Source organism: Mariniphaga sp. (assembly GCF_041687215.1).
In the GTDB taxonomy this organism is placed as follows: domain Bacteria; phylum Bacteroidota; class Bacteroidia; order Bacteroidales; family Prolixibacteraceae; genus Mariniphaga.
In genome coordinates, this window is record NZ_JAWLCI010000050.1 from 1 (window position 1) to 24,505 (window position 24,505).

23 protein-coding genes and 1 pseudogene are annotated in these 24,505 nt (G+C 41.8%); 5 read left to right on the top strand and 19 right to left on the bottom strand.

Annotated features, from left to right (window positions below; translation table 11 throughout):
* The 4 genes and pseudogenes from ACESMA_RS15585 to ACESMA_RS15600 form a co-directional block, all read left to right on the top strand.
* Positions 1–597, top strand: a pseudogene (locus ACESMA_RS15585) (glutamate ligase); the annotation flags it as partial.
* A 33-nt stretch (positions 598–630) separates the two neighbouring features.
* A complete protein-coding gene (locus ACESMA_RS15590; RefSeq protein ID WP_372949780.1) occupies positions 631–2,001 on the top strand; it encodes a glutamate--cysteine ligase in 1,371 nt (456 codons plus the stop codon).
* A 20-nt stretch (positions 2,002–2,021) separates the two neighbouring features.
* The gene (locus ACESMA_RS15595; RefSeq protein WP_372949781.1) at positions 2,022–3,782 is read left to right on the top strand and encodes an ABC transporter ATP-binding protein; all 1,761 of its coding nucleotides are present in this window, start codon (positions 2,022–2,024) and stop codon (positions 3,780–3,782) included.
* Positions 3,783–3,787: 5 nt separating this feature from the next.
* Positions 3,788–5,566 (top strand): ABC transporter ATP-binding protein, encoded by a 1,779-nt coding sequence (locus tag ACESMA_RS15600; RefSeq protein WP_372949782.1) that lies wholly within the window; start codon positions 3,788–3,790, stop codon positions 5,564–5,566.
* Between the two features lie 149 nt (positions 5,567–5,715).
* On the opposite strand, the gene ACESMA_RS15605 is transcribed toward ACESMA_RS15600, so the two are convergent.
* From ACESMA_RS15605 to ACESMA_RS15655, 11 genes are all read right to left on the bottom strand, one after another.
* Positions 5,716–7,410: a lytic transglycosylase domain-containing protein gene (locus tag ACESMA_RS15605; RefSeq protein ID WP_372949783.1), complete on the bottom strand. Its 1,695-nt coding sequence runs from the start codon at positions 7,408–7,410 to the stop codon at positions 5,716–5,718.
* A gap of 3 nt (positions 7,411–7,413) precedes the next feature.
* The gene (locus ACESMA_RS15610; protein WP_372949784.1) at positions 7,414–8,046 is read right to left on the bottom strand and encodes a DUF5683 domain-containing protein; all 633 of its coding nucleotides are present in this window, start codon (positions 8,044–8,046) and stop codon (positions 7,414–7,416) included.
* A 61-nt stretch (positions 8,047–8,107) separates the two neighbouring features.
* Positions 8,108–8,968 carry a ParB/RepB/Spo0J family partition protein gene (locus tag ACESMA_RS15615; RefSeq protein WP_372949785.1) on the bottom strand — a complete coding sequence of 287 codons (861 nt, stop codon included), beginning with the start codon at positions 8,966–8,968 and terminating at the stop codon, positions 8,108–8,110.
* A gap of 10 nt (positions 8,969–8,978) precedes the next feature.
* Entirely contained in the window at positions 8,979–9,782 is an 804-nt protein-coding gene (locus ACESMA_RS15620) for a ParA family protein (protein WP_372949786.1), read from the bottom strand.
* Positions 9,783–9,905: 123 nt separating this feature from the next.
* Positions 9,906–10,901 (bottom strand): bifunctional heptose 7-phosphate kinase/heptose 1-phosphate adenyltransferase, encoded by a 996-nt coding sequence (locus ACESMA_RS15625; protein WP_372949787.1) that lies wholly within the window; start codon positions 10,899–10,901, stop codon positions 9,906–9,908.
* A gap of 92 nt (positions 10,902–10,993) precedes the next feature.
* Entirely contained in the window at positions 10,994–13,465 is a 2,472-nt protein-coding gene (priA, locus tag ACESMA_RS15630) for a primosomal protein N' (RefSeq protein ID WP_372949788.1), read from the bottom strand.
* Between the two features lie 64 nt (positions 13,466–13,529).
* Entirely contained in the window at positions 13,530–14,396 is an 867-nt protein-coding gene (locus ACESMA_RS15635; RefSeq protein ID WP_372949789.1) for a 4-hydroxy-3-methylbut-2-enyl diphosphate reductase, read from the bottom strand.
* A complete protein-coding gene (gene cmk / locus ACESMA_RS15640; protein WP_372949790.1) occupies positions 14,386–15,093 on the bottom strand; it encodes a (d)CMP kinase in 708 nt (235 codons plus the stop codon). Before cmk ends, ACESMA_RS15635 begins: the two co-directional genes overlap by 11 nt.
* 59 nt (positions 15,094–15,152) lie before the next feature.
* Complete coding sequence (porQ, locus tag ACESMA_RS15645) at positions 15,153–16,181, bottom strand: type IX secretion system protein PorQ (protein ID WP_372949791.1); 1,029 nt, start codon at positions 16,179–16,181, stop codon at positions 15,153–15,155.
* 77 nt (positions 16,182–16,258) lie between these two features.
* A complete protein-coding gene (locus ACESMA_RS15650) occupies positions 16,259–17,434 on the bottom strand; it encodes a YhcG family protein (RefSeq protein WP_372949792.1) in 1,176 nt (391 codons plus the stop codon).
* A 6-nt stretch (positions 17,435–17,440) separates the two neighbouring features.
* Positions 17,441–17,593 (bottom strand): hypothetical protein, encoded by a 153-nt coding sequence (locus ACESMA_RS15655; RefSeq protein WP_372949793.1) that lies wholly within the window; start codon positions 17,591–17,593, stop codon positions 17,441–17,443.
* Positions 17,594–17,704: 111 nt separating this feature from the next.
* Here ACESMA_RS15655 and ACESMA_RS15660 point away from each other — a divergent pair, with 111 nt between their 5' ends.
* On the top strand, positions 17,705–18,262 hold the full coding sequence (locus ACESMA_RS15660) for a hypothetical protein (protein WP_372949794.1): 558 nt from the start codon (positions 17,705–17,707) through the stop codon (positions 18,260–18,262).
* On the opposite strand, the gene ACESMA_RS15665 is transcribed toward ACESMA_RS15660, so the two are convergent.
* The 8 genes from ACESMA_RS15665 to ACESMA_RS15700 form a co-directional block, all read right to left on the bottom strand.
* Positions 18,259–18,759 carry a YkgJ family cysteine cluster protein gene (locus ACESMA_RS15665; RefSeq protein WP_372949795.1) on the bottom strand — a complete coding sequence of 167 codons (501 nt, stop codon included), beginning with the start codon at positions 18,757–18,759 and terminating at the stop codon, positions 18,259–18,261. The two genes, ACESMA_RS15660 and ACESMA_RS15665, sit on opposite strands and share 4 nt — an antisense overlap.
* Positions 18,759–19,682: a DMT family transporter gene (locus tag ACESMA_RS15670; RefSeq protein ID WP_372949796.1), complete on the bottom strand. Its 924-nt coding sequence runs from the start codon at positions 19,680–19,682 to the stop codon at positions 18,759–18,761. The genes ACESMA_RS15665 and ACESMA_RS15670 overlap by 1 nt, the downstream gene beginning before the upstream one ends.
* Positions 19,683–19,725: 43 nt before the next feature.
* Positions 19,726–21,159 (bottom strand): sodium:solute symporter, encoded by a 1,434-nt coding sequence (locus tag ACESMA_RS15675; RefSeq protein ID WP_372949797.1) that lies wholly within the window; start codon positions 21,157–21,159, stop codon positions 19,726–19,728.
* Positions 21,160–21,163: 4 nt separating this feature from the next.
* Positions 21,164–21,367 (bottom strand): hypothetical protein, encoded by a 204-nt coding sequence (locus ACESMA_RS15680; protein WP_372949798.1) that lies wholly within the window; start codon positions 21,365–21,367, stop codon positions 21,164–21,166.
* Positions 21,368–21,389: 22 nt separating this feature from the next.
* Entirely contained in the window at positions 21,390–21,587 is a 198-nt protein-coding gene (locus ACESMA_RS15685) for a hypothetical protein (RefSeq protein WP_372949799.1), read from the bottom strand.
* A gap of 2 nt (positions 21,588–21,589) precedes the next feature.
* Positions 21,590–22,420, bottom strand: a complete 831-nt coding sequence (gene ablB, locus ACESMA_RS15690; protein ID WP_372949800.1) for a putative beta-lysine N-acetyltransferase — start codon at positions 22,418–22,420, stop codon at positions 21,590–21,592.
* A complete protein-coding gene (ablA, locus tag ACESMA_RS15695) occupies positions 22,410–23,729 on the bottom strand; it encodes a lysine 2,3-aminomutase (RefSeq protein WP_372949801.1) in 1,320 nt (439 codons plus the stop codon). The genes ablB and ablA overlap by 11 nt, the downstream gene beginning before the upstream one ends.
* 188 nt (positions 23,730–23,917) lie before the next feature.
* Positions 23,918–24,412: a MarR family winged helix-turn-helix transcriptional regulator gene (locus ACESMA_RS15700; RefSeq protein WP_372949802.1), complete on the bottom strand. Its 495-nt coding sequence runs from the start codon at positions 24,410–24,412 to the stop codon at positions 23,918–23,920.
* Between the last annotated feature and the right edge of the window lie 93 nt (positions 24,413–24,505).

Sequence of the window (24,505 nt, forward strand, 5' to 3'; positions counted from 1 at the left end):
GTTTCTGCCATTGAAAATGCCTTTAATTTTGCCAAAAAAGTTATTGTTGAAGAATTCGTTCCAGGACAGGAATACCGGTTTCTGGTGATTGATTATTTAGTTCGGGCTATTGCTTTTCGCGAACCGGCCAATGTTTCCGGCGATGGAAAATCGACCATACAGCAGCTCATCGATAAAAAGAATGTGGGACGCGGAAACGACTACAGGCATCCGCTGTTAAAAATTGTTGTTGACAAGGAAGTTAAAAGACATTTGAACGCTTTGGCACTGTCAACAGATTCAGTATTAAAAAAGGGAGAAAAAATCTATCTGCGTAAAAACTCGAATTTGAGCACCGGAGGCGACAGCATCGACGTAACCGACGAAATGCCTGATTTTTACAAAGAAGTAGCCGTTAAAGCAGCCCGGGCAGCCGGACTGAAAATTGCAGGAATCGATATCATCGTAAAAGAACCGGAAGCTGCGCCATCGCCAGAAAATTACATTGTGGTTGAACTGAATGCCCCGGCAATGTTGTCGATGCACGATTTCCCCTACATCGGAAAAAACCGCCATGTGGAAAAATATGTACTGGACGCTATTCTGAACTCAAAATAACCTGATACAGATTTCCTGCAAATAAAACTACGAATGACAGCAACAGAAAATAATACAGAAATACAAACCAAAGCTCAACTGGTTGAATACTTTGAGCAGGGAAACAAACCGCGCGAAAAGTGGGGCATTGGTACCGAACACGAAAAATTTATGTTCCGGGAAAATAACTTCAAAAGGCTTGTTTACGGACCCGGTCGCGGAATAAACACCATTCTAACGGAAATGCAAAAACTCGGCTGGCAGCCGGTAACCGAAGCAGGTAAAACCATCGGTCTTTGGAAAAACGGCGCTTCCATCACTTTGGAACCCGGTGGGCAATTTGAACTATCAGGCGAAAATTTTAAAACGGTCCACGAAACGTTTCGGGAAACAAAAAGCCATTTTGATGAATTGAACGTTATCTGTCAGGCCTACGGATTTTTCAGTCTTCCCATGGGTGTTGATCCGCTCACCCGCCGCGAAGATGTGTCGTGGATGCCAAAAGAACGGTACCAGTTAATGAAAAAACACATGCCCACCAGGGGAAAACTCGGACTGGAAATGATGACCAATACCGCATCCATTCAGGTAAACCTCGATTTTGCCAGCGAAGCCGACATGGTGAAAAAAATGCGCGTTGCCCAGGCATTGCAACCGGTTGCCACTGCCATTTTTGCCAACTCCCCTTTTTCGGGCGGAAAGCCAAACGGATATCTGAGTTACCGCGCAAACATTTGGGACCACACTGACCCTGACCGCTGCGGATTTCTGCCTTTCATTTTTGACGAAGGTTTTGGATTTGAGCGCTGGGTAGATTATCTGTTGGATGTTCCTATGTATTTTATTTACCGCGATGGCGGTTATCTTCCAGCGAACAAAATCACTTTCAGGGAATTTATGAAAGGAAAGCATGCTCTCAAACCCACCATAGAAGACTGGAATATTCATGTTTCAACCGTCTTTCCCGATGTGCGGCTCAAACAGTTTATCGAAATGCGGGGAGCCGATGCCGGTTGTATGTCTCACATTGCAGCACTTTCAGCATTGTGGGTCGGTTTGTTTTACGACGACCAAAGCCTGGAAGAAGCTTTTGAACTCATTTCAAACTGGAATGTTGAAACCATACAGGAGATGCGTGCACAGGTACCTAAAAAAGGACTAAATGCAGCAAGCAGCAATTTGCACGCCGGAACAATTGCCAAAGAAATGTACCGCATAGCAGCAGAAGGACTTGCAAGACGTGCCAAATCACTGAATATTGAAAATGAAAACCGCTTTCTGGAACCCGTTCGCGAAATAACCGAAACCGGAATTACGCAAGCCGAAAAACTCCTGCAGTTGTACATGAGCAACCAGGAAAGCCATTTATCGAAAATTGTTTACAACTGGCAAAAGGAACAGATGGAAAATTGTCCGAAGGAATAAAAACAACAGCACACCGAAATATGATTTCGAAACTGAAATTCTTACTGAAATACATGCACCGGTACCGTTGGTGGTACTCCGGAGGCATTGTATTTCTGGTGCTTACGGTGTGGGTTTCGGTGACTATTCCCGGGTTCATTCAAAAAACCATCGACCTGATTACACTGGGTCGCGAAGGGAATTTACCTGAATTTCAGAAAAATGTGCTGATTATTGTGGGTTTGGCGTTGGGTTTAATTTTAATCCGAACCCTGTCGCGGGTGCTGATTTTTTTTCCGGCACGGCTGATTGAGAGACAACTAAAAGGCGAAATGTTTAAAAAACTTTCGTCATTCGGCAAAGATTATTACGATGAAAACTCCACAGGAAACATCATTTCACGCGTGAACAACGATATTAACGGAGTTCGGATGATAACAGGCTTTGGGTTTCTGCAAATTGGCAATATTTTGTTGTCATTGTCGCTTACTCCATATAAAATGTGGCAACTTTCGCCCATGCTCACACTCTACTGTGTAATTCCAATGGTTTTGGTTTTTGTGGTGGTACGTTTCGGCATGGTGGTGATGGTGAGGAACACACGGCTCAGGATGAACACATTGCAAAAGCTTTCAGGAAAAATCATCTCTTTCCTTTCGGGAAACAGCGTGATAAAAAGCTACAATATTTACGAGCACGCCGAAAACGAGGTTCAAAAAGAAAACCTTTCCTATTACCACGCCAACCTTAAAATTGCCTGGATTCGGTCTTTTGTGATGCCATTGCTTTCAAACCTCGGGCAAATACTGAAAATTGTAGTTCTGTTTGTGGGAGGGATGTATGTCATCAACGGGCAGTTTACCATTGGCGAACTCACCGAATACATTGCTTACGCCGCACTTTTAAGTCAGCCGATTATGGGACTGGGTTGGGTGCTCACCGTTTTTCAGGAAGGTTTTGTAGGCATCAGCAGTATACAAACCATTATGGACAGAAAAGGAACAGATGAAGACAAAATACCGCTTCCCGAAAACGAAAAAGAAAAACTTTTTAAAGGCGGAATCGAAGTTAAAAACCTCACCTACACCTATCACAATGGCGATAAACCGGCGCTGCACGACATTTCATTTTCGATAAAACCGGTACAGGTTGTGGGAATTACCGGGAAAGTAGGTTCAGGAAAAACCACGTTGGTAAACTGTTTGAATGGCTGGTTGCGTCCCGAAAAAGGGCAGGTTTTCTTTGGCGGAAACGATGCAGCCAAACTGAAAAGTGAAGATATCCGGAAGGTTGTAAAAACCGTAAGTCAGGAAGTGTTTCTTTTTTCGGACACTATTGAAAACAATGTGGCTTTCGGATCGGAAAATGGTATAGAAACCGATCGTTTTGAGGATGTGATTTTCAAAAGTGCCTTTGCCGATGAACTGCAGCGTTTTCCCAGGCACGAAAAAACGATGGTGGGCGAAAAAGGCATTATGATGTCGGGCGGACAAAAACAACGGATTAGTTTGGCACGGGCTCTTTATACACCGGGCGAACTGTTAATTCTCGACGATGTTTTCTCTGCCGTTGACACCGACACCGAACGATTTTTGATTAAACAAATTTTTGATAACCAAGCTGTTAAAAGTGTGGTTGTTATTTCGAACCGGATTAGTGTGCTGGAAAAAACCGATTTTACCATTGTGTTGGAAGATGGACGGATTACAGCCAAAGGAAGTCATCAGGAGTTGATCAGGAAATCAGAATTTTACCGTGATATTCTGAAACTGCAGCAGGAAAATTATCAAAAGGAAAAGTAGCGTAAATGACAGGAATCAAAAAAATATTGGACTCTGAGGACTGGCAATTGCTCAGAAAATATGCCGGCTATTTCAGGCCTCACAAGAAATGGTTTTTCTTTAGCATTGCCTCCATTCCGGTAACAACTGCGGCTGGCATTTATTTCCTTTGGCTGGTTGAAAATATTGTGGATAATTACATCGTACCCGGCAATGTTAACGGGCTAATACAGCAGATTGTTTTCCTGGCATTGGCATTGATACTTAACATTCTTTTCGACGGATTTTACAGCTACTCCTTTTCCAAGGCCGGCAACCTGGCCATTGTCGATCTTCGGAAAAAGTTATTTGGTAAATCGCTGCGTTTCCCTTTAAGTTATTTCGATAAAAAACCCATTGGAGTAACTTTGTCGCGCCTGACCAGCGATATGGAGTCTGTTTCCGAATCGTTTGCCGCCGGAATTCTCGGATTACTGGCCGACAGCATAAAAACACTGGCGCTGGTGGGTTACCTGTTTTTCCTGAACTGGAGGCTGACGCTGGTACTGCTGCTGGTTGTTCCGCTCATTATTTTAGCCATCAGTTACCTGCGAAAAAAAATCAGAAAAGCCTACGATATTTCACGCACCAGCCTGGCCAAATCAGCCGCCTATCTTCAGGAATCGCTGAACGGCATGAAAACTGTCCAGCTTTTTTCAGCGGAAGAAAAAGTTTTTAACAAGTACGACGGCCTGAACAAGGAGTTTTCGGACGCACAGAACAGCTCAAACATTTACGATTCGTTTCTTTTTTCCATTGTGGAAGGAATTACCTCTGTGGCCACTGCACTGGTTATTTGGTACGGGGCCATCCAGATTTGGGATTACGGATACACCATGGGAGTGCTCATTGTTTTTGTTACCACACTGGAACGGTTGTTTGTACCGGTGAAGCAGTTTGCCCAGCAAATATCAACCATTCAGCGGGCATTGTCGGCGCTGGATCACATCAGTGAATTGTTCCGCCAGAAAGTAGAAGACCCCAGTGCCAAACCGGAAGATTCTGCGCCTGAACCCATTGCCCTTCAGGAAATTGAATTCAAAAATGTCTTCTTCAGCTATTCTGAAGATGGCCCCGATGTGTTGAAAAATGTCTCTTTCAAGCTAAAAAAAGGCGATCGGCTGGCCCTGGTGGGAACCACTGGCTCGGGCAAATCGACCATCATCAGGTTATTGGCAAAAACGTACACTGGGTATCGCGGTTCCATTAAAATAAACGGAACTGAACTCTCCGAACTACCCATTGCCCAAATAAGGGAAACCATTTCGGTTATGCACCAGGATATTTTTATGTTTAACGACACAGTGGAATTCAACATTGCTCTGGGGCGCAAAAATGTTTCCCAAACCGATGTGGAGCAGGCGGCATCCTTTGTTTACGCCAATCGATTTATTGATAAACTGGGTGGCAAGTATCAATTTGTAATTCAGGATAACGGCGATAATCTTTCGAAAGGTCAGGCCCAGTTAATTTCTTTTGCGCGGGCCATTGCCGGCAACAGCGAACTGATAATCCTGGATGAAGCAACCAGCGCGGTTGATTCTATAACCGAGCAATACATTCAGCAGGCTATTGCCAATATTTTTTCTTTGAAAACGGTAATTGCAGTGGCTCACCGGCTCAGCACCATAAAAAACTCCGATATAATTCTTGTTTTGGAAGACGGGCAAATTATTGAGCGGGGCACCCACACCGAATTACTAAAACACGGCGGCAAATATGCCAGGCTGCTGCATCAGTTTGAAGAAGAACATCATCAGGATTAATCAAAAATCATTACCCACCCCAATAAATGGATTCAATTCCTTTTGTGGATTATCAGGCTGGGAGAAAGAGGTTCAGTTTCTGAAAAAATGGGCAAACTAAAAGACATCAAACCAGCCTCTTAAGATGCTTTTTAATTTGCTCCAATTGATCAGGTATTTTCTTTTGCTTTTATTTTTAACTTTTGCCCTATGGAAAGCCTGGAGTTGCTGGAAAGGTTGTTCAGTTTTAAAATATCATTAGGTGAAATTCCGGCATAACGCCGGGCAATTTCCCAAATGGTGTCGCCGCTTCTCACAGTGTAATATTCATAATTCGAGTCCAAAGATTTAACCTCTGTTTTGCTGGCCGAACTGCTAACCGAACTGTTGACCGATTTTCCGACAGCAGCCTGCTTTTGTGCAAAAGACATTGAATTTACCCTTTCGTATTTTTCTTTTTGGGCTTCGGGCACATAAACAACCAGCTTCTGGCCTACCCGAATCAGGTTCCGGTTAATGTTGTTCCAGTACCTTAAATCGGAAGCCCGAACATTAAACCACTCGGAAATGAAACCCACATTGTCGCCCGATTTTACGGTGTAAATGATTTTGGCCTTCCCCTCCACATCGGCTGGAGTAAAATAATTTGCCGTGGCGCTGGTTGGGCTTTGCAAAGTATTGTTGGGAAAATATTTTTCGCGTTCCCAGGCAAATACCGTAGTATCCATATCTATAAAAGCCATTATTTTTTCGTTGGGAAGAACCAGCGGATATGGTTTTCCTGGTTTTGCCGGAATCACATCGCGGCGAAACATAGGATTCAGCATTCTCAACTGTTCTTTTTCAATATCAAGTGTTGCTTCCAGTTGGTTGAAATGCAGGTAATCGTTAACAAAAACAGTATCGGTTTGAATGGGCATTTCCGGAAATCGGGGTTGCAGGTTATGTTCTTTGTAATAATTCATGGCATAAGTTGCTGCAATAAATGCGGGAACATATCCGCGGGTTTCGCGTGGCAGGCGATAATAAATTTCCCAGTAATTGCGTTTGCCGCCCGCGCGACGAATTGCACGGTTTACATTTCCCGGCCCGCAATTATAGGCTGCTATGGCCAGGTACCAATCGCCATAAGTTTTGTACAAATACTTGAAATATTTTACTGCTGCTTCGGTAGATTTTACCGGGTCGCGTCTTTCGTCCACAAAACTGGTAATTTCGAGACCCATTTGCCTTGCTGTGCCATACATAAACTGCCACAAACCGTTTGCTCCCACCCTCGACATGGCTTTGGGATTCAATGCCGATTCTATCACCGGCAGGTATTTCAACTCAAGCGGCATGTTTTGCCGGTCAAGTTCTTCTTCAAACATGGGAAAATAATAGGCAGAAAGGCCCAGCATTACTTCTACCAAATCGCGGCGTTTTTCGGTATATAAAACGATGAAGTTTTTAACCGTGTTGTTGTACGACAAATCAACTACCTGTTCAATTTCCTGAAGCCGGCTAATGTAAACCGAATCGGGTAAATTCTTTGGGTAAAACTCCGAAAGCTCATTCCCTGATTCATCGAGATGAAAAAGATGTTTGATGTACCATGAATTTCCAAGGCTGTCCATTTTTTCAGAAAAAATGTCGTTCAAGTCTTCGTCGGGTATAGGACTGATTTCAAACAACAAAGTGTCGCCCACTTCTTCAGCAAAGGCAGAATCTTCAGATGCTACAAAAAGCGTGTCGGCAGTAATATTTCCGGCGCCAATAGATTTTATAGGCTGTAAATCAATTCTTTCTCTTTGCTGTGCAGTTGTGAATTGTACAAAAATTAAAATTGAGATTATTCCCGCAAAATATTTCAAACTCTTCCACATATCTCAAAAATTAAATCGAAAATTTAAGCAATAAACAAAATTATTATCAAAATTCATCATTGAGGGCTCCCATTTCAATGTAAGATCATCGCTGATATCGAAATCAAAAAGATGAGCATCCACACTCGCATCAATTATATTCAGTCCGTAAAAACCTACTATACTAATAATTAGCAAGTCGCGGTTCCGGCGGTAATAATCCTGTTGGCGTGAAAGTGCTGTTTTTAGATTTTCAAAATCCGACGGATTATCCAGATTGTAATTATTCCGCCTTACCGCTTCTATTTTCAGGTAGTCCTGTGTCTCCGGGTTATCATCGGTAAGGTGGCGGTAGCCGGTTCTAAATAACTGGTAGTTCTCATTGTTCCAGTTAATAAAATACCCAATGGTTCCGAAACCAATATAAATGAGCGGAACTTTCCAGTACTTTTTGTTGTAAACCTGCCCCAGGCCCGGAAGTATGGCAGAGTAAATGGTCGCTTTTCTGGGCGAATGAATTTCTTCTTCCTCTGCTTCAGGCAGTTGCTGTACCGCCTGAATTGTATCGGCTTCAATCAGTTGAGCCCGAAGGTTAAAACCCACCAGCAACTGAATAATAACTAAAAAATATTTTAAAACTGAACCTCTGCTAATCACACTTCACAAATTTTGCCCAAAAATAGAAGTTTCATTTCACAGAGCGGATGGTAGCAAGCTTTTATTTGCCGTTTTCAATTATTTTAACAATTCGTTCAAGGTCTTGTTCTGATTTAAAGGGAATTACAATTTTCCCCTTCCCTTTTCCATTAACAGAAATTCCAACCCTCGAGCCAAATAATTTTCCCAGATGCCCTTTGTAATCCCTGTATTCTTTGGGTAATTCTTTTCTTTTGGGTTGAATTGAATCATCTCCCTCTTCGCTTAGTGTACGCACAATTTCTTCCACTTTGCGCACCGAGAACCCGTATTTTAAAATTTGTTCGAAAATCATTTCCTGCACATCGGAATCTTCAATATTGATAAGTGCCCGTGCATGCCCCATGGAAATATCTTTATCGCGCAGCGCCTTTTGAATAACTGCCGGAAGTTTTAAAAGCCGCAGGTAGTTGGCAATAGTTGAACGTTTTTTACCAACCCGGTTACTCATTTCTTCCTGTGTAAAATCGAGTTCCTCCATCAACCGCTGGTAACTGAGCGCAATTTCAATGGCATCCAAATCTTCGCGTTGAATATTCTCCACCAGCGCCATTTCCAGCATAGCGTCGTCTTTGGCATGGCGGATATATGATGGAATGGATTCAAGCCCGGCTTTTTGTGCGGCACGGAAACGGCGTTCACCGGCAATAATCTGAAAGCTGTCGGTTCCGGTTTTCCTTAGCGTGATGGGTTGAATTAACCCAATTTCGCGGATAGAAGCTGCCAATTCTTCCAATGATTCTTCATCAAATTTTGAGCGGGGTTGAAAAGGATTCGCTTCAATTTTACTCAATTCCACATCGCTAATAGCAGCCTGTTTCATTTTTTCGGCGTCGTCTATCAGCGCTCCCAATCCCCGTCCAAGTACATTCCTTTTAACCATAGTCAAAATTTTAACTGTTAATGATTTTACTTTCCTGCGCCATGCGGGTCATTCCGTTTCGTTGCAGAATTTCGCGGGCCAGGTTCATGTGGTTGATTGCCCCGCGCGAACTGGCATCGTAAAGAATGGCCGGTTTTCCGTAACTTGGCGCTTCGCTCAGTTTTACGTTCCGCTGAATTACGGTTTCAAAAACCATATCCTGAAAATGGTGTTTCACCTCTTCGTAAACCTGGTTCGACAGATTCAGCCTTGAATCGAACATGGTGAGAAGAAAACCTTCAATTTCCAGCGCCGGGTTCAGCCGGTTCTGAATAATTTTAATGGTATTGAGCAGTTTTCCCAAACCCTCGAGCGCAAAATACTCGCATTGTACCGGAATAATTACCGAATCGGCTGCCGTTAAAGCATTAACGGTAATCAATCCTAACGAGGGTGAACAATCTATAAAAATAAAATCGTAAATATCTTTAAGTTTTACGATGGTGTTGCGCAAAATTTTCTCCCGGTTTGGCATGTTGAGCATCTCAATTTCAGCCCCCACCAAATCAATGTGAGAAGGAATAATATCGAGATTTGCTATTTCCGTTTTCAGGATCACCTTTTCGGGATCGATTTCATCTACAATACATTCGTAAATACTCGATTGTACATTTTTAACATCGAAACCAAAACCCGAGGTTGAATTGGCCTGGGGATCGGCGTCAATAATCAACACTTTTTGTTCTAATACTGCAAGACTGGCAGCCAGGTTAATTGTTGTGGTTGTTTTTCCCACCCCGCCTTTCTGGTTCGCCAGTGATATGATTTTTCCCATCAGATTCTTATTTTTTTTTGAACGGGTTCAAATTTAACAATTTAGCTTTAACTACCTTAAGGTATTTTTCGACATTGAACGTTAGTAACTGGTTAAAAAGCTGGAATTGAGCGGATAAAAAGTTTATATTTTCTCCAATTCCATCCTGTTTTGCAGCCTTTTTTTATCAATTGGCACCACACCCGGGCTTTCGCAAACCAACCCGCCGGCCAGGTTGGCCATCAAAGCCATTTGCCAGGGCGGCAAACCTGCTGCCAAAGCCAGACTTGCCACACTTAAAACTGTATCTCCAGCTCCCGAAACATCTGCAATTTCACGAATTCCTGCCGGGAAATACTGTTTTTTTGTGCCGTTGCTGATAAAAACACCCAACTCGGATAACGTGATAAATACGATCTTAAGGTTTTGCTGAATTTTAAATGAGGCAACAGCCTGGCTCAATCCCTCCAAATCTCCTTTTTTCAGGTGTTCACCGGTACCTTCTAAAAATTCATAAAAGTTAGGCTTAAAAAGATCGACATTTTTATACAAATTAAAGTTTCGTTTTTTAGGATCTACTGAAACCGGAATTCTCTTTTTTGTGGCCAAATCATTCACTCTTTTAAACAAATTACTGGTAATCAATCCTTTGTCGTAATCCACAAAAATGATAACATCAACATAGCTGGTTGCAATTTCTTTTAAAACCATTTCTGTTAATTTCCTTTCCAATTCAATATCTATAATTAGAGTAGATTCCTCATCCACCCGGGCAATGTGTTGTCCTTTTCCAATAATGCGGCTTTTTACCGTCGTTGGCCGGTTCGGATCTTCAATAATTCCGCTCAATGGAAGACTTTTTTCTGCCATCAGCTTTTTGAATTCCTGCCCGTTTAAATCGTTGCCAATTACTGAAAACAACACCGGTTTTGCACCAAGAGCCTGCAAATTAAGCGCAACATTTGCAGCGCCGCCGAGCCTGCTTTCGCGCTTATTCACTGAAATGACCGGAATGGGCGCTTCGGGAGAAATTCGTTCCACGTTGCCCCACAGGTAGGTGTCAACCATGGCATCGCCAATCACAATGGCGCGCATTTGGCTGAATTTTTCAAAAATCTTTTGTATTTCCCTTTCGTCCACCCGATTTTATTAAAAACGCAAATCTAACAAAAAACGGGAACCGGGAAAAGAACGTAACATTACAGCTAACCCAACCGTTTCTGAAAAAATTTTTATACCGGATCCACATCGATATTAACCACACAACTGCTGTTATCCGGCTGGTTGCGCACCCATTCAATGTTTTCCAAAATAAAATTTTTCACCTCTGCCAGCGGAAGTTTTGGATGAATTTTCAACCAGATTTCTTTGTGATACCAAAGTTGAATGCGGCTAACCAGCGGGAATTCGGGTCCCAGAATAACCAGCGAACTGTTTTTTCTGAGGCTGTCGGCCAGTCGTGAGGCCACCCGATTTACATTTTCGGGGTTTTTGTGTTTCACCACCAGCTTAATTAATCTGAAAAAAGGCGAATATTTAAACAATTTTCGTTCAGCCATTTGCGTATTAAAAGCAGCCATGTAATCCTGTTTTCGGATAAGTTCAATCAGCGGATGTTCCGGCTGTGCGGTTTGCACCACCACTTTCCCGCGGCTGTGTTTTCTGCCGGCACGACCACTCACCTGCGAAACCAGTTGGTAAGCCCGCTCATGCGCCCTGAAGTCGGGAAAATTAATCAGGTTGTCGGCATTTAAAATTCCTACCACACTCACATGTTCAAAATCAAGCCCTTTGGTAACCATTTGGGTTCCAATAAGAATATCGGTTTTTCGCGACTCGAGGTTATGTATGATTTTCCCGAATGCATTTTTCGAACGGGTGGAATCCAAATCCATTCGTTCAATGCGTTTTCCCGGAAACAGCGGTTTCAGTTCATCTTCAATTTTTTCGGTGCCAAATCCGCGCGATTTAATTTCAGGCGAACCACACTCCGGGCATTCATCAGGCATAGCAATGCTGAAACCACAATAATGGCAGGTCAGTCGTTTTTTGTATTTGTGATAGGTCAGACTCACATCGCAGTTTTTGCATTTGGGAATCCAGCCACAGGTAAAACATTGCACAAAAGGCGAATAACCACGCCGATTCTGAAAAAGAATAACCTGCTCCCGGTTGTTCAGCGCGTCTTCCATCCGGTTAAAAAGTTCGGGGGTAAGTACAGATTTCATCTGTTTTTTATTCCAGGCGCGTTTTAAATCGGCCACAATAATTTCAGGAAGTTCCATGCTGGAGTGCCTTTTGGTCAAATTTACCAACCCGTATTTTCCGGCAAGTGCATTGTAAAAACTCTCATACGATGGGGTGGCCGAACCAAGTAAAACACTGGCATTGTTTTGTTTGCCTAAAACCACAGCCATATCGCGTGCATGGTAACGCGGCGCCGGATCGAACTGTTTAAACGAGTTTTCGTGCTCCTCATCAACAATGACCAGTCCCAGATTTGAAAAAGGCAGAAACAGGGCAGATCGGGCTCCCAAAATTACCTGATAACCTTCTTTCGGCTTGGTTTGAAACTGTAAAACTTTTTTCCAGATTTCCACCCGTTCCTGACTGTTCAACCGTGAATGGTAAATACCAACTTTTGGTCCAAAAACATTTTTTAGTCGCTCGATAATTTGCGTGGTGAGCGCAATTTCAGGCAACAAATACAAGGCCTGCTTCCCTTGTTTTAGAACCTCATCAATCAAATGTATATAAATTTCGGTTTTTCCACTGGCAGTAATCCCGTGAATTAATGTGACCTGATTTTTTTCGAAACAGCTTTTAGTTTCGTCTAAAGCCTGTTGCTGATATTTGTTTAACAGGTTCAAATCTGCCTGTTTCGAGACTTTCTCTTCAATACGCGAAACCTGCTGCTGAAATGTTTTCAGAATATTCTTTGCCACCAATTCATTTAAAATGGCAGTACTAAAAACAGTTCCTTTCAGCAACATTTTCTTTTGAATTTGGAAAACTTGTTCAGCTTGAAAAATATGAGTTTTTTCGATGAAATGAAATAACAACGCCTGCTGTTTTTTGGCGCGTTGAAGGGTTTCGACTGCCGTTTGCAAATCTGCTTCAGTTTTTATCTGAGGATGCAGTTTAACCCATGTTTCGGTTTTAGCTTTGTATTTTGCGCTTACTTTTTCTTCAACCTGAATGATGTTTTTATCGAGCAGTGATTTTAAAGCAGCATAGGAAAATTCACGGCCAAGTTTTTTCTGCAACAAGTCAAGTGTTGAAACATCTTGTTTTACCCATTCCAAAATTCTGAATTCTTTTTCTGAAATTTCCAATTCTTCGTCATGACCGGTTGCAATGATTTTCGATTTGCTTTCCAGTTTTAATCCGGTGGGCAGGGCAGCCCGGAAAACATCGCCCAAAGTACAACAGTAATAACCTGCCATCCATTTCCAGAGCTCCAGATTGGGCGGTAAAACTACAGGCTCTTCATCCAAAAGCTGAACTATTTCTTTCAGTTCGACATGCTGAGGGGGATTTTCGGAAAGCGACAAAACCAGGGCAGCATAAAACTTTTTGGCCCCAAACTGCACCACCACCCTTTGCCCGGGTTGAATGACGGAATGCCACTTTTCGGGCACCCGATACGTATATGCATCGTGCAAAGAAAGGGGCAAAATAACCTGTGCAAAAATTTCGGGCATGCAATCCGTTTTTGAATCCTTCTTCAAAGAAACGAAAAATTAAAAACTTTGCCCTGTGAAATGGTCAGGAAGGATATTGCTGATTAACCCATTCGGCTACATCTTCCATTAACCAGTTGGGTGTTGAAGTAGCACCGCATATTCCTACCGATTCTGCTTTTTCAAGCCAGGTTGGATCAATTTCCGAAGTTCGGGAAATATGATGTGTCCTCGGATTTTCTTCTTTGCAAACGGTATAAAGATAACGTCCGTTGGAACTTTTGTGCCCTGCCACAAACAAAATCACATCAAATTTTTTGGCAAACTGTTTTAAACTGGGAACCCTGTTCGAAACCTGGCGGCATATGGAATCCTTTATTTCGAGAGGCACTCCGGGTTTCATGTTTGATTTTACCTTGTCGGCAATGGCGTAAAAATCCTCCACTCGTTTCGTGGTTTGCGAATAAAGTGAAACCGGACGTGAAAAGTCAATTAGATTAACGTCGTTGATGCTTTCCAAAATAATAGCTTTCTTATCAACCTGGCCATCGAGGCCAATAATTTCTGCATGTCCTTTTTTACCGTAAATAACGATCTGCCCATTTATATCTTTTGTTTTTTCGTAAGATCCCTTCACTTTTTCCTGCAATGTTAGAACAACCGGACAGGTGGCATCAATCAATTCGATATTATTCTTTTTTGCGTATTCATAGGTTTCCGGGGGTTCGCCATGAGCCCGAATAAGCACCTTACAGTCTTTTAGTTGCATATATTCCTCGCGGGTAACCGAATGTAAACCCATTTTTTCCAGGCGTTCCACTTCCATTCCGTTGTGCACAATGTCTCCCAGACAATATAATTTATCAGCCTCCTTCAACTCACTTTCGGCTGATTTTATGGTTTTAATTACACCAAAACAAAAACCTGAACGTCTGTCGATTTCAACTCTCATTTTCTTCCTCCATTTTTTCTTTTGCTCTTTCCAAACTCCACTGCAACTGCTGCTCACGCGTTAAATTACTGTTGTCTAAAACAATGGCGTCATCAGCTTTTCTCAGCGGGCTCACTTCACGTCCCGAGTCAATGGAATCACGGTCTTCCACATTTTTCAAAATTTCAGCAAAATCCACTTCCAGGCCTTTTTCTTTCAACTCAAGGAACCGGCGTTGTGCCCTGATTTCGGGCGATGCTGTCATAAAAATTTTCAGCTCGGCATCAGGAAAAACCACTGTTCCAATATCGCGTCCATCCATTACTATGCCTTTGTTTTTGCTATTTTCACGTTGTTGTTTCACCAACTCGTGGCGTACTTCGGAAATAGTACTTATCGGGCTCACATTTTGCGAAACTTCCAGTTGCCTGATTTCATCTTCCACATTTTCACCGTTCAGAAAAGTTGTGTTTTTTTCCGTTTTTTCATCCCATTGAAAAGTGATTTTTATGTCTTTCATTCCCTTGATAACCCTTTCCCGATCGAGCTGGCCGTTTTTAATCCAGCCTTTCCGCAGAGCATAAAGTGTAACCACCCGGTACATGGCCCCGCTATCAATATAAATATAACCCAACTCGCGCGCCAGCGATTTTGCCAGTGTACTTTTTCCACACGATGAATGCCCGTCTATGGCTATTATTATCTTTTTTTTAGTCATTTTTCAAGGATTTACGCAAAGATAAAGGATTTTTCAAATCAGACCCAATTGTCTTTTAATTAAAGCCGCTCGTTTAAATTTATGGCAAGCGAGAAAAGATTGGAGGAGCCGGCCAGGTGAAACCGGGAGGAGGCAAAGTCGAGCCGGAAGCGGTTAATTTTTACCCCGAAACCCATTGAAAACCCAACTGTTGAAAGGCGTTCGTCATATTTCAATTCCTGCCGGCGCTGGTAATTGTATCCGGCACGGAGGGTAAAATTTGGGGAAGGAAGGATTTCCACACCCAAAACTGCATGACGCATAATTTGTTTGGCAAAACTTTCCTGACGTTCATACCAGTTTTCCAGGGTTTGCTCATTTTCCTCTTCCGACCAACCCAAATCCCAGTTGGTGAGGTGCTGCATAGTGAGCGAAAAAACCACCGGTGCATATTTCAGCCGGGTACTGATTCCTGCCTGCAAATTAAACGGAATGGGTTCGCGGTTTCCGTCCTCGTAGTATGTAGTAATTTGCCCGCCAATATTCCGGGCCACAAGCGCCACGTGCGTCATACTGTCTTTGCTGCTGAAATTCACACCCAAGTCGGCAGCCAGACCAAACGAACGGTAGCTTTCGAAAACCGAAAAAACCGGTTTAAGGTTGGCGCCGTAGCTGAGCCGTTTATAGTGATTGGAATAAATCATATTGAAGGCGTATTCAGCCGCTTTGAAAAAATTGCCGGTGAGTTCGCCCAGTTCAGTTGCTTCTTTAAATTCGCCATAATTAATATAGTGCATACCAAGTGCGAAGTTTCCTATTCCTTCGAAACTACGACCATAGGAAGCATACCCGTAATTGATGTCCATAAAATAATTCACGTAATTCACCAATACCGTATTGTTCATTCCCTGGTGCAACAAGGCCGGATTGTGAAAAGGCAGGTTCAAATCGGAAGTATCGGTAAGTGCAATCTGGTTTCCTCCCAAAGCCGCCATACGGGCCGAGTTGGTTAATTCCAGAAACTGGTAGGTTGTTTCGCCGCCAATCTGGGCTTTCCCGGTAAAAAAAGCAAGTGTAAAAAGCAGTATCAGGTAAAATTTACGGTTCATTCACTTTTTGTATATCCGATAAAACGCCAAAAGTAGGGAAATATTACTTGTTCTGTTTGCTAACATTTAGAAGTTGGTTATTTCAGCTTTTTCAGCTTTTCCATCTGTAATTTTTCTCTTTCCAGTTCTATCACTTTATGTAATTTCTTTTGCAGCAACTCTTTCGGTGGTAACTCCATCCAATATTCCGCTACTCGAATTTCAGAATTATCAAGCTGTAACAGCTCAATTTGTTCTTTTGAACCTTCTGAACATAGAATTAATCCGATAGGCGAATGCTCCCCACTCTCCGATTCGTATTTTTCAAGGTAGCGTAGGTACAATTCCATTTGACCTTTGTATTTAGCTTTAAAACGACTCAGTTTTAAATCAATTGCAACAAGCCGTTTCAGTTTTCGATGATAAAACAATAAATCAAGTTTAAAACTGTCACCGTCGATTAACATTCTTTTCTGGCGTTCAACGAATGTAAAACCTTGTCCCAATTCCAAAATAAATTTTTCAAGCTCTCTTAATATCGCCTCTTCCAATGATTTTTCGTTATAATTGTCCTCTAACCCAAGAAAATTCAGAAAATAGGGGTCACGAAAAACGAGATCCGGACTTAGTTTGTTTTCTTCCCGTAACTCCTTGAGTTCCTTTTTTATCAGTTTTTCCGGTTTTTTTGAGATTGCTGTTCTTTCAAACAACATAGAATCGATTTTAAAATTTAGCATGCGTACGCTCCAGTTCTCTGCCCTGGCCATTTCAATATAAAATTCACGCTGAAGATTATCCTTTAAATACATAATTGTCTTAAAGTGAGACCAACTCAATTGTCTACACAGTGTGGAGACAATCTTTTCGTCGGGAAAAGTCTCCGCAAAGCGGAGACAATGCCGAAGATGTTGCTCGCTCCAACCTTTTCCAAATTCGTGTGTCAATTCTTTTGAAAGTGTCTTTACTATCTCCTTCCCGTATTCAGCACGTTTATTTTTAAGGATTTCATCGTTTATTCGCCTCCCAATATTCCAATACAGTATTGTAGTTGCAGCATTAACAGCAACTGCAACGGTCTGCCTTGCCTCTTCAATCAAAAGTTTTATTTCTGAAAACAAATTGTTGATATTTTTGGACAAATTGTTCATGATAAGATTTCTTAGTTGCTTACCTGATATATTATTTCGTTTTGAATCTGGACTTACATCGTTTATTTTCAATTTTTTACAAACTGAATTTATTTGTTTTTCACAAATATAAATTTGTTTTTCCAAAGTTGATTAATGAGAATCCTTTTTTAGTTCCTCAAAAATCTCATACACCACCGGGCAGGTTTCGCAGTTTTTGTGCGACAGATTCAGAATTTGTATAAAACGTTTGCGATCGGTGTGCGGGTATTCGCGGCAGGCTTTAGGACGGATTTCGAAAACCATGCAGTAATCAGATAGATGATTTTTTTTGGAAAACCAATTAAAATAAGCATCAGTAATTCTGTTTCAGAAGTTTTATTCTCGCTATTTTTGCCCTCAAATGATATCAAAAATATGAGAGCTGTTTTAATTATTCTGTTTGTTTTTGGGTTACACCAAATCGTATGGAGCCAGGAAGGATTAATTATTTTGCAAAACGAATCCATCGAATTTGAAGCCGATGGTTTTTACATTAATAAGGTTGAAGATGTCCGGGCAAATAAAGAAAATATCGGTTTTATGCAAAAGGGAGTATTCGCAAAAACGAAAATCGATGCAAATCTGAAAGGTGGGGTAGAAAAAGCCATTTACAACTATCTGAAAGAAAATTTCAGACAAGATACAAATGGTGTCCCTATTGTAATCTGCATAACACAACTTGAGATTTCAGAATCTTCGGGTTTGCCAATTACAGGGAAAGCCAAAATAAAAATAGATTTTTGCAGGGAAAAAAACGGAAGTTTGGGAAAATTGTACAATGCTGAAGCGTATGTGGAGAAACCCGCAGTAAATGTTTCCAAAACGCATGAAGAACGAATCCGGGAGGTAATTGTTAGTTGCCTGGAAAGCTTTAACAATTCCGACTGGGAATCAATTTCTCCAATGTTTTTTAAGGAAAGTGAGAAAAATTAATAATTCTGTTTCATTTCCTCAAAAACTTCATACACCACCGGGCAGGTTTCGCAGTTTTTGTGCGAAAGATTTAGAATTTGTACAAAACGTTTGCGGTCGGTGTGCGGGTATTCGCGGCAGGCTTTGGGACGGTTTTCATAAACCAAACAATAGTTGTCGGGCAGCAACAACGGGCAGGGATGGGAGTTGAAAACAAAATCACCGTCTTCATCCGTTTTTACATATTGCTCCAAAAATGCGGAAGGTTTCATTTTTAAATGTTTGGCCAGCCGGTCAATATCTTTGTCAGTGAGTCGTGGACCTATTGTTTTGCAGCAATTGGCGCAATCGAGGCAACTGAATGAATCGAAAGCTTCGCGATGCAGGCTGTGTACCACATCATCCAGGTTTTTGGGCTTTTTCTTTTTCAGCTTTTTAATGAATGTTGTCGTTTCCTGCCTGCTTTTATCAGTGAGCAGTTTCAATTCTTCCGGCGATATGTATTCTACTTTTTGCATTACGAAATGGTATGAACTTCAACAACTTTTTGTTTTGGCGGTCTTCTTCTTCGGGCCTGGGCCAGAAATAAGCCGGCAATTACAACCCCAATACCCAGTATTTTCTGAATTCCGAGTTCTTCCTTCAAAACGAAAAATGAAAGAATGGCCACAAAAACCGGAATAAGATTCACAAACGTATTGGAGCGGTTCACCCCAATTTGCCGGATGCTTTGGGTGAAAAACACAAAGGCCAGCGTAGATGCAAATACAGCAAGCAAAATAATGGCCCGGAAAGCCTGCGGATGAAACGGCGTGGCTATAAAATCATTCATGTCAACCACCAGCCAAATGGGTAAAAACAAAAAAATGCCAATAATATTTTGGTAAGCAATAATAGTTAGTGTGTTGTAACGCGCTACCACGTGGCGCAAAACAATGGAATAACCAATGGCTGCAAAAACTGCTAAAAACTCAAGGCCCACTCCAATGGGTGCAGCATCGAAACGGAAAGAATTGTCAAGAACAACTAGTGCCACACCCATAAATGAAAGCACAAACCCCGCAATATTTTTCCAGGTTACTTTTTCGCGAAAAAAGTACCAGGCTGCAATGGGTGATAAAAGCGGAATGGTGCCCACAATGACAGAAGCAACCGTTGAAGAAACATAAGTTAACCCGTAACTTTCGCCCAGAAAATAGAGAAACGGCTCGAAAAAGGCCATCAGAAAAAATAACCTGAAATCTTGTTTGGTAGGTTTTTGCAGCCGCTTTAACGCCCAGGCAATAACGAGAATAAGTACCGCAGAAATGATTAGCCGGAATAAAACCACAGTGATTGGTTTGTAAGCCAGAAATGCAATTTTGAACCATACAAACGAAAAGCCCCAGAAAAAGGCTGCTCCGAGTGCAGTAAAGTAAGCCAGTAATTCTTTATTCTTCATGGGTAAAAAAACTGGCCACAAAAATAGACTTTTATACCGATTTTCAGTCGGTTTTTTTGGCGTGCAGAATTTGAGGTTTTATTTCTGAAAAATGAAAAAGCGAATAGGTCAGAACTGCCAGTGAAATACCGTAAATATTGGCATCCAGCTCAAACGGAAGATCCAATCCGCTGAGGATAAGCGACAATGTTGTAGTTCCGCCCACAATCATTGCCCAAAAAGCTCCGCGGGAACTTCTGGTTTTCAGAAAAATACCAGCCAGCACCGGGATAAACAACCCCGAAACCATAAACGAATAAGAATGCAGCATGAGTTCCAGTACATTGGGAACTTTCCAGGCTACCAAAAGCGCAGTAACACCAAGAAACAAAGTGGTTCCCTGCGAAAGAAGCATAATTTTTCCCGAATTGTGCATATTAAAAATATCGGTTATGAGATTACCGGAGGCTGCCATCAAACAACTATCGGCTGTGGACATGATGGCTGAAAAATAGGCTGACAGTATTAAACCAGTGAGTCCGATGGGAAGAATGTTGCGCAGTAAAAGTGGCAAACCCATTTCGGGGTCGAATGTTCCCTCCATGCCTGCTCCAATGATTCCGGTCTCGAAAGCCACTTTGGCAAACAAACCGAGAATTACACCAGTAAATGCCATTACCGGATATTCGAACAATCCGGCTACAAACCAGGCCCGCTGTGCAGTTTTCCTGTCACCGGCTGCGTAAATTCGCTGGTAAAGTGTCATTCCGATAAACCAAATGGGAACAATGGTAATAAACCAGTTTACAATTTGCTGCCAGGAAATGGCTGTTAAGTCGAAAAAATTAGCCGGAAGAGTTGCCCTTAATGCTTCCATACCACCTACGCCGAAATAAGCAACCGGCAAACCAACAAAAACCAGCCCGCCCATTAGCAAAATCCATTGGTAGGTATCGGTGTAAATTACAGCTTTTATTCCGCCAATGGCTGTGTAAAAAACGGCAATGGCACCCATCAGTATCAGTGCATTTTGCATGGAAATATTGGGAAAAGTTGCTGAAGCCAGTTTGGCCCCGGCCAGAATTTGAGAGCTGGTAAAACCCAGGTAACCAATGGCAGAAATGATTCCGGCCATGAGTGCCACTCTGGGGTTGTAGAGTTGTTTCAAAAATTGCGGAAACGAAAGAAAGTTATGCTGTGCCGCCATTTTTGAAACTTTGGGAATGAGCAGCACCGCGCTGAGCCAGGCCCCGATTAACCCCGTAAAAAGCAGCCAGGTTCCCGAAAGTCCCATTATAAATCCCAGGCCGCCTAATCCGATAGAAAACCCGCCGCCCACATCGGTAGCCACAACCGACAAACCAATATGAAATGAACTCATTTTCCGTCCGCCAACAAAATAATCGTCAGCCGACTTGTTTTTACGCATAAAATAAAAACCAATACCCAGCATTGCTGCCAGGTAAAGTCCAAAAATTGCGTAATCTATCCAGTGCATGGATTTATTTTGAATCTGAATTTATTTCGAATTGAAGTGGTGGATCTGAATGCCTGATTTCTCCCTTATGAATAAGTCGGTTAACAAGCTCCAATCCTTTTGAGTATGATAATTTCAACTCTTTCACTACTTCGCCCAAAAAACTTGGTCCGTTTTCATTTAAATATTCAACAATTTTTTTTTCAGTAATTTCTCTGTTTTCAGTCATATTTTTCCTTCCAATCAAAAATTTATCCGTTGGGTGTTAAGTCGTCTGGTACCGGCTGTCCCGTTTCATAAAGCTGAAAACGTTTGCAATTGGTCCATCCTTTGGCTCCCCGGTTGCAAAACACATTCCTCACAAGGAATATGGGCTTTTTTACTTCATTATTTTCGTTTTGATAAACGGAGCACTTTCCGGCATATTTACAAAGTTTTCCCAAATGCATAATTATAAGTGTTTATAAAAGATGTTCATACTTTCGATACTTCCTGCAATGTTGGTATTGTTTACCAGGGTGCCGCTGTATTTATATCCGGCATTCAGAAAAGTTTTATTCATCCCGGGTTCAGCCAGGCGGGCAATAGTGTATGCCGTTTTTATTCCGGCAGTTTTCATTTCTTTTTCCATGAATGCCAGAAGGTGTTGTGCCAGCTTTTTCCCGCGGTATTCAGGTAAAACGGCAAAATCGGTCATTTCGGCATTTTCATTTTCAAAATCGGTTTCGGCAGTTGAAACGCCAATTAGCTTTCCATTGTCCCAAACCCCGAAATAAACCGCATCAAGGTTTTGCATAGTTTCCCTAATGTATTCAGGATTATGAACCGGAAACGGATACGTTTCGAAAACCTGTTTGAAAACTTCGGTTACTGAATCCGCATGTGTTTCGTCTAATTTCAGCATTTTAAAGTTTCCGAGACCATTCAGCTTTGCATCTCCGTTAATCGAATAAAAAAGTTCCGAAAAAGTTTTAAGCAGATTCTCCGGGGTTTTTTCGCGGGTTTCATCAAAGAATCTGGAAGCCAAAACACAATCGGTTTGGCCTTTGAAAAACCGGGGAATATAACCTTCTACCTTATATCCGTTCGAAATAAATTCAGGCAGCACATCCACCTGAATTTTCGTAAAAATTTTGGTGTAACCTGCACTTCGGGCAAGTTTTTCAAGTTCCCCTAAAATCCGGGGCATGTCATTCCTGTCCAGTTTTTGCAGGTAAATCCGGTTGTTCAATTTTCCGTATTGTATAGTTGAATTTCCTATTTTCTCAATTTTATCCGCCATTTAAATCCCTTCTGTTATATCGTTCATTGTTATCAGGGACCAGCGAAATGGCCTCATCGTAATCCGATAACAACTTTTCAATTCCAATACCTTTTTGTTCGTCGGCTTCCTGCAGTTGCAAATCGAGGTTACACTCTTCGCAGTTGCGGTCGCAAAATTTCGATTCGTAACTTTCGGGTTCTTTGTATGTGGTAATAATTCCTTCGTAGTTACGCAGTACCACTTTGTTGGTTGACCACGAAATGATGTAGTTGGGCATTACCGGAATTTTTCCGCCACCCCCCGGTGCATCAATTACATACGTTGGAACGGCAAAACCGGAAGTGTGCCCGATAAGACTTTCCATAATTTCAATCCCCTTGCCTACCGGTGTTCTGAAATGCGCCAAACCTTCCGATAAATCGCACTGATATAAATAATAGGGCCTTACCCGGTTTTGCACCAGTTTATGCACCAGATTTTTCATAATTCGCGGGCAGTCGTTTACATCGGCCAGCAATACCGACTGGTTTCCGAGCGGAAAACCGGCATTGGCCAGTTTCGCCAGCGCTTCACGAGAGGAGGCCGTAATTTCGCGCGGATGATTAAAATGTGTGTTAATCCAAAGTGGTTGATATTTTTTCAGTACATCAATTAAATCATTTGTAATCCGGTACGGTAAAACCACCGGCATGCGGGTTCCAATCCGTACCACTTCCACATGCGGAATGGCAGTAATTTCCGAAAGCAGCCAGTCGAGGTAACTGTCGGAAAGCATAAACGGGTCGCCGCCTGAAAGCAGCACATCGCGCACCTGTGGTGTATTTTTAATGTATTCAATCCCTTTCAGCAACTGTTCTTTGGAGGGAATGGAGTCCACATCACCCACTTTCCTTTTGCGCGTGCAATGCCGGCAATACATGGAACAAACATTACTTACATGAAACAAAACCCTGTCGGGATAGCGGTGGGTAATTCCTTCCACCGGACTGTCGGTATCTTCCGAAAGGGGATCTTTCATATCGGTTTTTAAAACCGTTAACTCGCTTATATTGGCAAACGCCTGTTTAAAAACCGGATCGTTTTTGTAATTATCAGTATCAATTAATGAAAGATAGTAAGGTGTTATCGACAGCGGAAACCTGTCCAATGTATCTTTCATCAGTTTTTTATCTTCTTCCGGGAATTGAATGCCCGTAAGCAATTCAAATTTCTCAATGGTTTTTACTGAGTTTTTTAACTGCCATTTCCAGTCCTTCCAGTTCGAAATATTACTTTCGGGCCTGATTCGTTTGGCAATCTCCTGTTGCGCATCATTAAATATTTCCATAATAATAGTTTCTATGCGAACAAAAGTAGTGAATATTATTTAGGTGACCAATGATTTTTGGCATCCTAATATTCAGCAAAACCTTTACATTAAACTGAATATCATTTATATATACAACAATATTTGAATAAGGAATAACAGGGGTTTAACACAGACTTAATCTGTTTTTGTTTTTACAGAAAATATATTCAAGCCAAGGGAGTGTTTTTTCCTTCCAGCAAATCATCGCTCGAAATTAAAGGAAAAGCATCCACTTCATCAATCTCAAGTAAACTCACCAGCAATTCAAGACTGTTCTGAACTTGCAAAAGTGTATTTCCATCCAGTTTTTCCAGTTTTTCTGCCAGTTTCTCATGCAGCAACGAAGGCATATTTTCCATAAGTTTATCGCCTTTGGAAGTCAGTGCGATGGTTACCACCCGTTTATCACCCGATTTTGGCAGCCGGGCAATTAATCCTTTTGTTTCCAGCCGGTTAATAATTCCACTGGTTGTACTTGCATTCAGGTTCATGAATTTTCGGATATCACCCTGCCCTGCCTGGAAATTTTCTGCATCGCGCAAATAATGGAGGCACAAAACCTGGGGAATACTCACCCCGTATTCCTTTTCAATCTTTTTCGATTCGAGATTGATTGAACGAACAATTTTTCGGATTTTAATGAGAATTTCAGTGGTATCCATACTTCTTCAAGGTGAAATTTTAATCCAAAGTAAAATATTTTTAAGTGAATTTCATTCAAAATGTTCAGATTACACAAAGAAATCTATAAATTT

Bases quoted from the DNA above. Each gene is read 5' to 3' on its own strand.
- ACESMA_RS15590 (WP_372949780.1), top strand. From the start codon at position 631: ATGACAGCAACAGAAAATAATACAGAAATACAAACCAAAGCTCAACTG.
- ACESMA_RS15595 (WP_372949781.1), top strand. From the start codon at position 2,022: ATGATTTCGAAACTGAAATTCTTACTGAAATACATGCACCGGTACCGT.
- ACESMA_RS15600 (WP_372949782.1), top strand. From the start codon at position 3,788: ATGACAGGAATCAAAAAAATATTGGACTCTGAGGACTGGCAATTGCTC.
- ACESMA_RS15605 (WP_372949783.1), bottom strand. From the start codon at position 7,410: ATGTGGAAGAGTTTGAAATATTTTGCGGGAATAATCTCAATTTTAATT.
- ACESMA_RS15615 (WP_372949785.1), bottom strand. From the start codon at position 8,968: ATGGTTAAAAGGAATGTACTTGGACGGGGATTGGGAGCGCTGATAGAC.
- ACESMA_RS15620 (WP_372949786.1), bottom strand. From the start codon at position 9,782: ATGGGAAAAATCATATCACTGGCGAACCAGAAAGGCGGGGTGGGAAAA.
- priA (WP_372949788.1), bottom strand. From the start codon at position 13,465: ATGCCCGAAATTTTTGCACAGGTTATTTTGCCCCTTTCTTTGCACGAT.
- ACESMA_RS15635 (WP_372949789.1), bottom strand. From the start codon at position 14,396: ATGAGAGTTGAAATCGACAGACGTTCAGGTTTTTGTTTTGGTGTAATT.
- cmk (WP_372949790.1), bottom strand. From the start codon at position 15,093: ATGACTAAAAAAAAGATAATAATAGCCATAGACGGGCATTCATCGTGT.
- porQ (WP_372949791.1), bottom strand. From the start codon at position 16,181: ATGAACCGTAAATTTTACCTGATACTGCTTTTTACACTTGCTTTTTTT.
- ACESMA_RS15655 (WP_372949793.1), bottom strand. From the start codon at position 17,593: ATGGTTTTCGAAATCCGTCCTAAAGCCTGCCGCGAATACCCGCACACC.
- ACESMA_RS15660 (WP_372949794.1), top strand. From the start codon at position 17,705: ATGAGAGCTGTTTTAATTATTCTGTTTGTTTTTGGGTTACACCAAATC.
- ACESMA_RS15665 (WP_372949795.1), bottom strand. From the start codon at position 18,759: ATGCAAAAAGTAGAATACATATCGCCGGAAGAATTGAAACTGCTCACT.
- ACESMA_RS15670 (WP_372949796.1), bottom strand. From the start codon at position 19,682: ATGAAGAATAAAGAATTACTGGCTTACTTTACTGCACTCGGAGCAGCC.
- ACESMA_RS15675 (WP_372949797.1), bottom strand. From the start codon at position 21,159: ATGCACTGGATAGATTACGCAATTTTTGGACTTTACCTGGCAGCAATG.
- ACESMA_RS15680 (WP_372949798.1), bottom strand. From the start codon at position 21,367: ATGACTGAAAACAGAGAAATTACTGAAAAAAAAATTGTTGAATATTTA.
- ACESMA_RS15685 (WP_372949799.1), bottom strand. From the start codon at position 21,587: ATGCATTTGGGAAAACTTTGTAAATATGCCGGAAAGTGCTCCGTTTAT.
- ablB (WP_372949800.1), bottom strand. From the start codon at position 22,420: ATGGCGGATAAAATTGAGAAAATAGGAAATTCAACTATACAATACGGA.
- ablA (WP_372949801.1), bottom strand. From the start codon at position 23,729: ATGGAAATATTTAATGATGCGCAACAGGAGATTGCCAAACGAATCAGG.
- ACESMA_RS15700 (WP_372949802.1), bottom strand. From the start codon at position 24,412: ATGGATACCACTGAAATTCTCATTAAAATCCGAAAAATTGTTCGTTCA.